A 6,513-nucleotide genomic window follows, 5' to 3' on the forward strand; every position below is an offset into this window, starting at 1 on the left:
CTCAGGCGACGATGTTGACCAGGCGACCGGGAACGACCACCAGCTTCTTCGGCGGCGCTCCGGCCAGATGTTTGTGCGCCGCTTCGCTGGCCAGCGCAGCCGCTTCGATCACCTCGCGCGTCGCGTCCGCCGGCACGCGCAGGCTGCCACGCAGACGCCCGTTGATCTGCAGCACGAGTTCGATCTCGGCCCGCTGCAGCGCCTGCGCATCGACCTGCGGAAAACGCGCTGCGCTCGCCGAGCGACCGGGACAGAGCGCCGCGTAGAGCGCTTCGCAGATATGCGGAACGATCGGGCTGAGCAACAGGCTCACCGCCTCGAGCGTTTCCTGGCGGACGGCGCGCGCCAGCGGCGAATCGTCGGCCACCCGGGCGAGCGCATTGAGCAGTTCCATGACCGCCGCGATCGCCGTATTGAACTGCTTGCGCCGACCGTAGTCGTCGGCGACCTTGCCGATCGTCTGGTGCAACTGGCGGCGCAGCGCCTGCAGTGCCGCCGGCAGATCGGCCGCCAGATCGCCGGCGAGCGGCGCCACCGGGCCGCCGGCGACGTGCTCGAAGACCATCCGCCAGAGCCGTTTGAGAAAACGAAACGCGCCTTCCACACCGGCATCCGACCACTCCAGCGACTGATCGGGCGGGCTGGCGAACATCGTGAACAGGCGTGCCGTGTCGGCGCCGTAGCGGTCGATCAGCGCTTGCGGATCGACGCCGTTGTTCTTCGACTTCGACATCTTCTCGCTGCCGCCGACCGCGACCGGCAGACCGTCGGCGCGCAGCGTCGCCCCGACGACGCGCCCGTGCTCGTCGTGCACGACCTCGACCTCGGCCGGGTTGATCCACGCCTTCTTGCCATCGTCGTCCAGGCGATAGAAAGTCGGCGCGACGACCATCCCCTGCGTCAGCAGATTGGCGAAAGGTTCGTCCAGCCGCCACTCGCCGAACAGCCCGACATCGCGCATCAGCTTGGTCCAGAAACGCGAATAGAGCAGGTGCAGAATGGCGTGTTCGATCCCCCCGATGTACTGGTCGATGCCGCCCGCGCACCAATACGCAACGCGCTCGTCGACCATCGCCTGCGTGTTGTCCGGGCAGCAATAGCGCAGGAAATACCACGAGGACTCGACGAACGTATCCAGCGTGTCGGTCTCCCGGCGCGCCGGCTGCGCGCAGCGCGGACACGTGCACTGCTGGAACTCGGGCATCCGGGCGAGCGGCGAGCCGGCGCCGGTGATCGTCACCTTCTCGGGCAGGACGACCGGCAAATCCTCGTCCGGCACCGGCACGTCGCCGCAGGTAGCGCAATGGATGATCGGAATCGGGCAGCCCCAGTAGCGCTGGCGGGAAATCCCCCAGTCGCGCAAACGATACTGTACCTTCTTCTCGCCCAGCCCCTTGGCCGCCAGATCGGCGGCAATCGCCGCCACCGCCGCCGGATACGCCAGCCCGTCGTACTTGCCCGAGTTGATGCAGACGCCGCGCTCCTTGTCGGCGTACCACTCCTGCCAGCCGGCGAGCGAAAACGTCTCGCCGTCGACCGCAATCACCTGGCGAATCGGCAAGCCGTACTTGCCGGCGAAGGCGAAGTCGCGTTCATCGTGCGCCGGGACGGCCATCACCGCGCCGTCGCCGTAGCCCATCAGCACATAATTGCCGATCCACACCTCGAGCTGCTCGCCGCTCAGCGGATGGCGGACGAAAATCCCGGTCGGCATTCCCTTCTTTTCCATCGTCGCCAGATCGGCTTCGGCGACACCGCCCTGCTTGCATTCCTCGACGAAAGCGGCGATCTGCGCATCGCGCGCCGCGGCGTAGGTCGCCAGCGGATGCTCGGCGGCGACCGCGCAAAAAGTGACGCCCATGATCGTATCGGCGCGCGTCGTAAACACCCACAACAGCCCCGCCTCGCCGTCGAGCTCGTAGGGGAACGCAAAGCGCACGCCGGTGCTGCGGCCGATCCAGTTCTTCTGCATCAGCCTGACCTGTTCCGGCCAACCCTCGAGCCGCTCCAGATCGTCCAGCAACTCGTCGGCGTAAGCGGTGATCTTCATGTAATACATCGGGATTTCGCGCTTTTCGACGAGCGCCCCGGAACGCCAGCCGCGCCCGTCGATCACCTGTTCGTTGGCGAGCACCGTGTGCTCGGCCGGGTCCCAGTTGACCGTGCCGAGACGCTTGTAGATCAAGTCCTTGGCGTACAGCCGGGTGAACAGCCACTGCTCCCAGCGGTAATACTCGGGCGAACAGGTGGCGAGCTCGCGCTGCCAGTCGATGGCGAAACCCAGCCGCTGCAACTGCTTGCGCATGTCATCGATGTTGGCGTAGGTCCACTGCGCCGGCGGCACCCCGTTCTGGATCGCCGCATTCTCGGCCGGCATACCGAAAGCATCCCAGCCCATCGGCTGCAGCACGTTGCGCCCCTGCATGCGGTAGAAGCGGGCGAGCACGTCGCCGATCGTATAGTTGCGCACGTGACCCATGTGCAGCTTGCCGGAGGGATACGGAAACATCGACAGGCAGTAATACTTCGGCCGGCTGGCGTCTTCCAGCGCGCGCGCCGCGCCGCTCTGGGTCCAGAATTCCTGTGCAGCCGCTTCGACGTCGGCGGGTTGATACTTTTCCTGCATGATGGGGGACGATCCGGGAATGGGCAGAGTGGCGATTATACGCGGTCGCGCCTGGCCCTGCGCCCTCGGCGCCTGGCCCTTTACCCTTGGCGCCCGCCCCTGCGCCGAGCGCGCCGGCGCTCGGCCACCCCCGGCGGGCGGGCGGCCGCAGCGTAACGCGCGCTCAGCCGTCGGCGTTGATGCGCCCGATCAGCGCGCGCAGCGTCGCTTCCGCCTGCTCGTTGTCGACCTGACAGGTTCCGGCCGCTGCGTGCCCGCCGCCGCCGTACTCGAGCATCAGGCTGCCGACGTTCGTCCGGCTGCTGCGATCGAGAATCGACTTGCCGGTGGCGAAGACGGTGTTCTGCTGACGCACGCCCCAGAGCACATGGATGGAGATGTTGCACTGCGGAAACAGCGCGTAGATCATGAAGCGATTGGTCGCCCAGATCGTTTCCTCGCGGCGCAGATCGAGCAGCGCGAGCTTGTCGAACACCGTCGTGCAGCGTTTGATCTGCTCCTTTGCGCGCGCCGCGTGTTCGTTGTACAGCCCGACGCGCTCGCGCACGTCGGGCAGCGCCAGAATCTCCTCGATGCCGTGCGCCCGACAAGCGTCGATCAGCATCATCATCAGCGCGTAGTTGCTGATCCTGAATTCGTGGAAGCGGCCGAGACCGGTGCGCGCGTCCATCAGGAAGTTGAGCAACACCCAGCCGGTCGGATCGAGAATCTCGGCGCGGCTGAAGCGTGCCGAATCGCTCTTGTCGACCGCCGCCATCATCTCGTCGCTGATCGTCGGAAACGCCTGCCGACCGCCGTAGTAGTCATAGACGACGCGCGCCGCCGACGGCGCCTGCGGATCGATGATGTGATTGGCGCGCCGCCCGGTGTTGCGCAGCATTTCCGACAGGTGATGATCGAAAGCCAGATGCGCCGCGGCGACATACGGCAGATTGGTCGTGATATCGCGCTCGGTGATTTCGATCTTCCCGTCCTGCATGTCCTTCGGGTGGACGAAGCGGATATCGTCGAGCAGATCCAGTTCCTTCAGCAGGACGGCGCAAACCAGACCGTCGAAGTCGCTGCGCGTAACCAGGCGGAATTTGTCTTGGCCCATCGTAAGGTCTCCATATAGCAGGTGAAAAAGGCGAAACAAGCAAAACCCGAGAGTAGAACACAAGATGCCGGCCGACGATACGCCCGCCGTCGCCGCAGGCTGATCGAGCCGCGCCGTGCGATCGATTGGCGCGTTTCCCGGTCCAAGCAGCGACTGCGGCGACCGCCCGGTCGTCAAGCGATCAAGCGAGGAAAACGATGCGATGAACAAGCTTTCCGAACAGACCTGCCTGCCCTGCCGCGGCGGCGTACCCGCGCTGACCGCCCGCGAAATGGCGCCGCTGCACGCGCAAGTGCCGGCGTGGACGATCCACGACGGCCACCACCTGGAACGCCGCTTTGCTTTCCCGGACTTCGTCAGCGCCCTCGCCTTCGTCAACCGCGTCGGCGCGCTCGCGGAGGAAGTCGGCCACCATCCCGACCTCTACCTCGCCTGGGGCAAGGTCGAAGTCAAAATCTGGACGCACAAGATCGACGGACTGACGACCAGCGACTTCGTCCTGGCCGCCAAGATCGATACGCTTCAGGCGTAGACGCCGCAGCGGCGGCGGTCGGCCAGACCGGCGCGCGTCGCAAGCAGCCTGGCGGCGCCGCCGCGCAGCGCGCCTGGCCGCCGCGGGCAGCGGGCGGCGAACGCCGGGCGAAATGCCACGCGCGCGCCGCGACCCACCGCCGACGCTAGCCGGCCAGCACGGCGGCCAGCGTCGCGTCGATCTCGTCTTCGCTGCGGCCGAGCGTGCGCAGCAGGTGAATGGTGTTCTTGCGGGCGATTTGCGTGTGCGGATGCTCCCTGCCCAGGCTGAGGCAAACGATGCGCAGCGCGCGGCGCATCAGCGGCTCGGCTTCGGACTGGCGGTTCATTTCCCCCAGCAGTGCCGCCAGGTTGTTCAGTTCGCGGGCAACGCTCGGATGCTCGGTGCCCAGGCTCGCCTCGCTTATCGCCAGCGCGCGCCACATCAGCGGCTCGGCTTCGGACAGGCGGTTCGTCTCCTTCAGCAGTTGCGCCAGGTTGTTGAGGTCGCTGGCGACGGTCGGATGCTCGCTGCCCAGGCTCGCCTCGTCTATCGCCAACGCGCGGCGCATCAGCGGCTCGGCTTCGGATCGGCGGTCCGTGGCTTTCAGCAGTTGCCCCAGGTTGATGAGTGTGGCGGCGACATTCGGATGCGCACGGCCCAGCCTCGCCTCGGCTATCGCCAGCGCGCGGCGCAACAGCGGCTCGGCTTCGGCGTAGCGTGCATTCGCCAGGAGCAGCAAGCCCAACTGATTGAGCAGCCGGCCGGTCGGTTCGGCGAGGGCTGCGGCGTCCGCAGATGCGGCGACCGTTTCCGCGTGCGGCGCCAGCGCTTTCAGCCGTGGCCAGTTACGCGCATCTTGCGAACTGCCCACGAAAGCATCTGCCACCCAGGCGAGCGCCGAGCGCAGCGCGGGCGGGACGCCGTCGCGGGTCGTCTGGCGGGCTTCTTCGCGCTGCTGCCGGCGGCTTACTGCCTGCGCGTCGGGATGCGCGACGACGCTCTCGCCGTCGTCGGTGCGGCGGACGAGTGCGCGGCGTTCGAGTTCGACGAGCGCGGCGCGCAGCGCCTCGGGCGACGCGGCGGCGGCTTCTTCAGACGCGACGGGCACCGGCGCATCGAGCAGTGGTGCCGGAATCGGCGCCGGCGCGAGCCAGGCCAGTCGCCGGAAAAGTTCGTCGGCGACCGGGTCGAGCGCGCGCGTGCTGGCGGTGGCTGGGGCGGCGGCGCCGGCCGGCGAGGTTTCGCCGACCAGCGCGGCGTCTGCCGGCCGATCGCCATCGGCAGCGCGCGGCGGGCTGCCCTCGCCTGACGCGCTGCTGGCGTCGGCCGCGCTCGCCGCGAGCTGGCGCGCCAGCGCTGCCGCCTCGCCGGCCAGACCGCCGACGAGCAGTATCTCGACGGCGCGCTCGCGCAGCGGCGCCAGTTCGACTTCCGCTGTGCCGGCGCGCACGCCGCGTGCGTAGCGTGCGGCGTAGTCGGCTGCCAGCCGGCGGCGTGCCGCCGGGTCGAGTCGGCCGTCCGCGTCGCGCCAGCCATTGTCGCCCGCGTGTGCGACGATGGCGATGTACCCGGGCCTCTCGTCCGCCACGCGGCCCGCCGCGCGCGCACGCGGCGCGGGCAGCGTCTCGTGCAGGTGCAGGCGGACGAGGAACCAGGAAGCGAGGTCGGGAACCGCCTGCACGAAAGCGGTGGCGAGGTGCGGCGGCATCCACCAGATCTGGCGCTGCGCCGTTGCCGCCAGCGCATCGCGGCGCAGATTGAAGCCGTAGAGCGCCGCGGCGAGGTCGGCCGGCGCGGGCGGCAGCGCGCGCAGGCGGTCGAGCAGTTCGTCGGCCAGGCGCGTACCCAGGGTGGCCGGCGGCGTGCGATCGTCGACCGCGAGCGGCGCGAAGGCGATGTCGTACAGAGCAATCGCCTCGCCGGCCAGCGCCTGGCGCAAACCGGCGACGACCTGGCGGCGGGCCGCTTCGTCGGTGAACTCGACGCGCGCCAGGCCGGCGCCGCTGCGCCGCGCCCACAGGTACAGCCGCCGGCCCACCTCGGCGATGCTGCCGGCAAGGCGGTCGGCGTCCTTGGCCGCCAAGCCTTCAGCCATGCCGTCGGTCGCGCCGTCGGTCACGCGATCGCCGCCCTGCCCGGTGCGTTCGCCGGCGGGCGGCGATGGGCTATTCGCTGCCACCGGCAACGACGCCGCCGATTTCTGGCGCCAGGCGTCGCTGCTGCACGAGCAGATCGACGACCAGCGGATGGACGCCGAACCAGCGTTCGCCGTTGAAC

4 protein-coding genes are annotated in these 6,513 nt (G+C 68.6%); 1 reads left to right on the forward strand and 3 read right to left on the reverse strand.

Annotated elements, in window-relative coordinates; all coding sequences use genetic code 11:
* Position 1: 1 nt before the first annotated feature.
* On the reverse strand, positions 2-2,626 hold the full coding sequence (gene leuS / locus Q1L59_RS12500) for a leucine--tRNA ligase (protein WP_300332655.1): 2,625 nt from the start codon (positions 2,624-2,626) through the stop codon (positions 2-4).
* Between the two features lie 163 nt (positions 2,627-2,789).
* Complete coding sequence (locus tag Q1L59_RS12505) at positions 2,790-3,722, reverse strand: exopolyphosphatase (protein WP_300332657.1); 933 nt, start codon at positions 3,720-3,722, stop codon at positions 2,790-2,792.
* Positions 3,723-3,924: 202 nt separating this feature from the next.
* On the opposite strand from Q1L59_RS12505, the gene Q1L59_RS12510 reads away from it, so the two are divergent.
* Positions 3,925-4,254 (forward strand): 4a-hydroxytetrahydrobiopterin dehydratase, encoded by a 330-nt coding sequence (locus tag Q1L59_RS12510; RefSeq protein WP_300332658.1) that lies wholly within the window; start codon positions 3,925-3,927, stop codon positions 4,252-4,254.
* 145 nt (positions 4,255-4,399) lie between these two features.
* Here the strand turns inward: Q1L59_RS12510 and Q1L59_RS12515 are convergent, their stop codons facing one another.
* The gene (locus Q1L59_RS12515) at positions 4,400-6,415 is read right to left on the reverse strand and encodes a tetratricopeptide repeat protein (RefSeq protein WP_300332660.1); all 2,016 of its coding nucleotides are present in this window, start codon (positions 6,413-6,415) and stop codon (positions 4,400-4,402) included.
* Positions 6,416-6,513: the final 98 nt, after the last annotated feature.

Source organism: Accumulibacter sp., from assembly GCF_029255125.1.
Classification (GTDB): Bacteria; Pseudomonadota; Gammaproteobacteria; order Burkholderiales; family Rhodocyclaceae; genus Accumulibacter.

Excerpts from the sequence above, each read along its gene's own strand:
- leuS (WP_300332655.1), bottom strand. The coding sequence starts at position 2,626 with ATGCAGGAAAAGTATCAACCCGCCGACGTCGAAGCGGCTGCACAGGAA.
- Q1L59_RS12510 (WP_300332658.1), top strand. The coding sequence starts at position 3,925 with ATGAACAAGCTTTCCGAACAGACCTGCCTGCCCTGCCGCGGCGGCGTA.
- Q1L59_RS12505 (WP_300332657.1), bottom strand. The coding sequence starts at position 3,722 with ATGGGCCAAGACAAATTCCGCCTGGTTACGCGCAGCGACTTCGACGGT.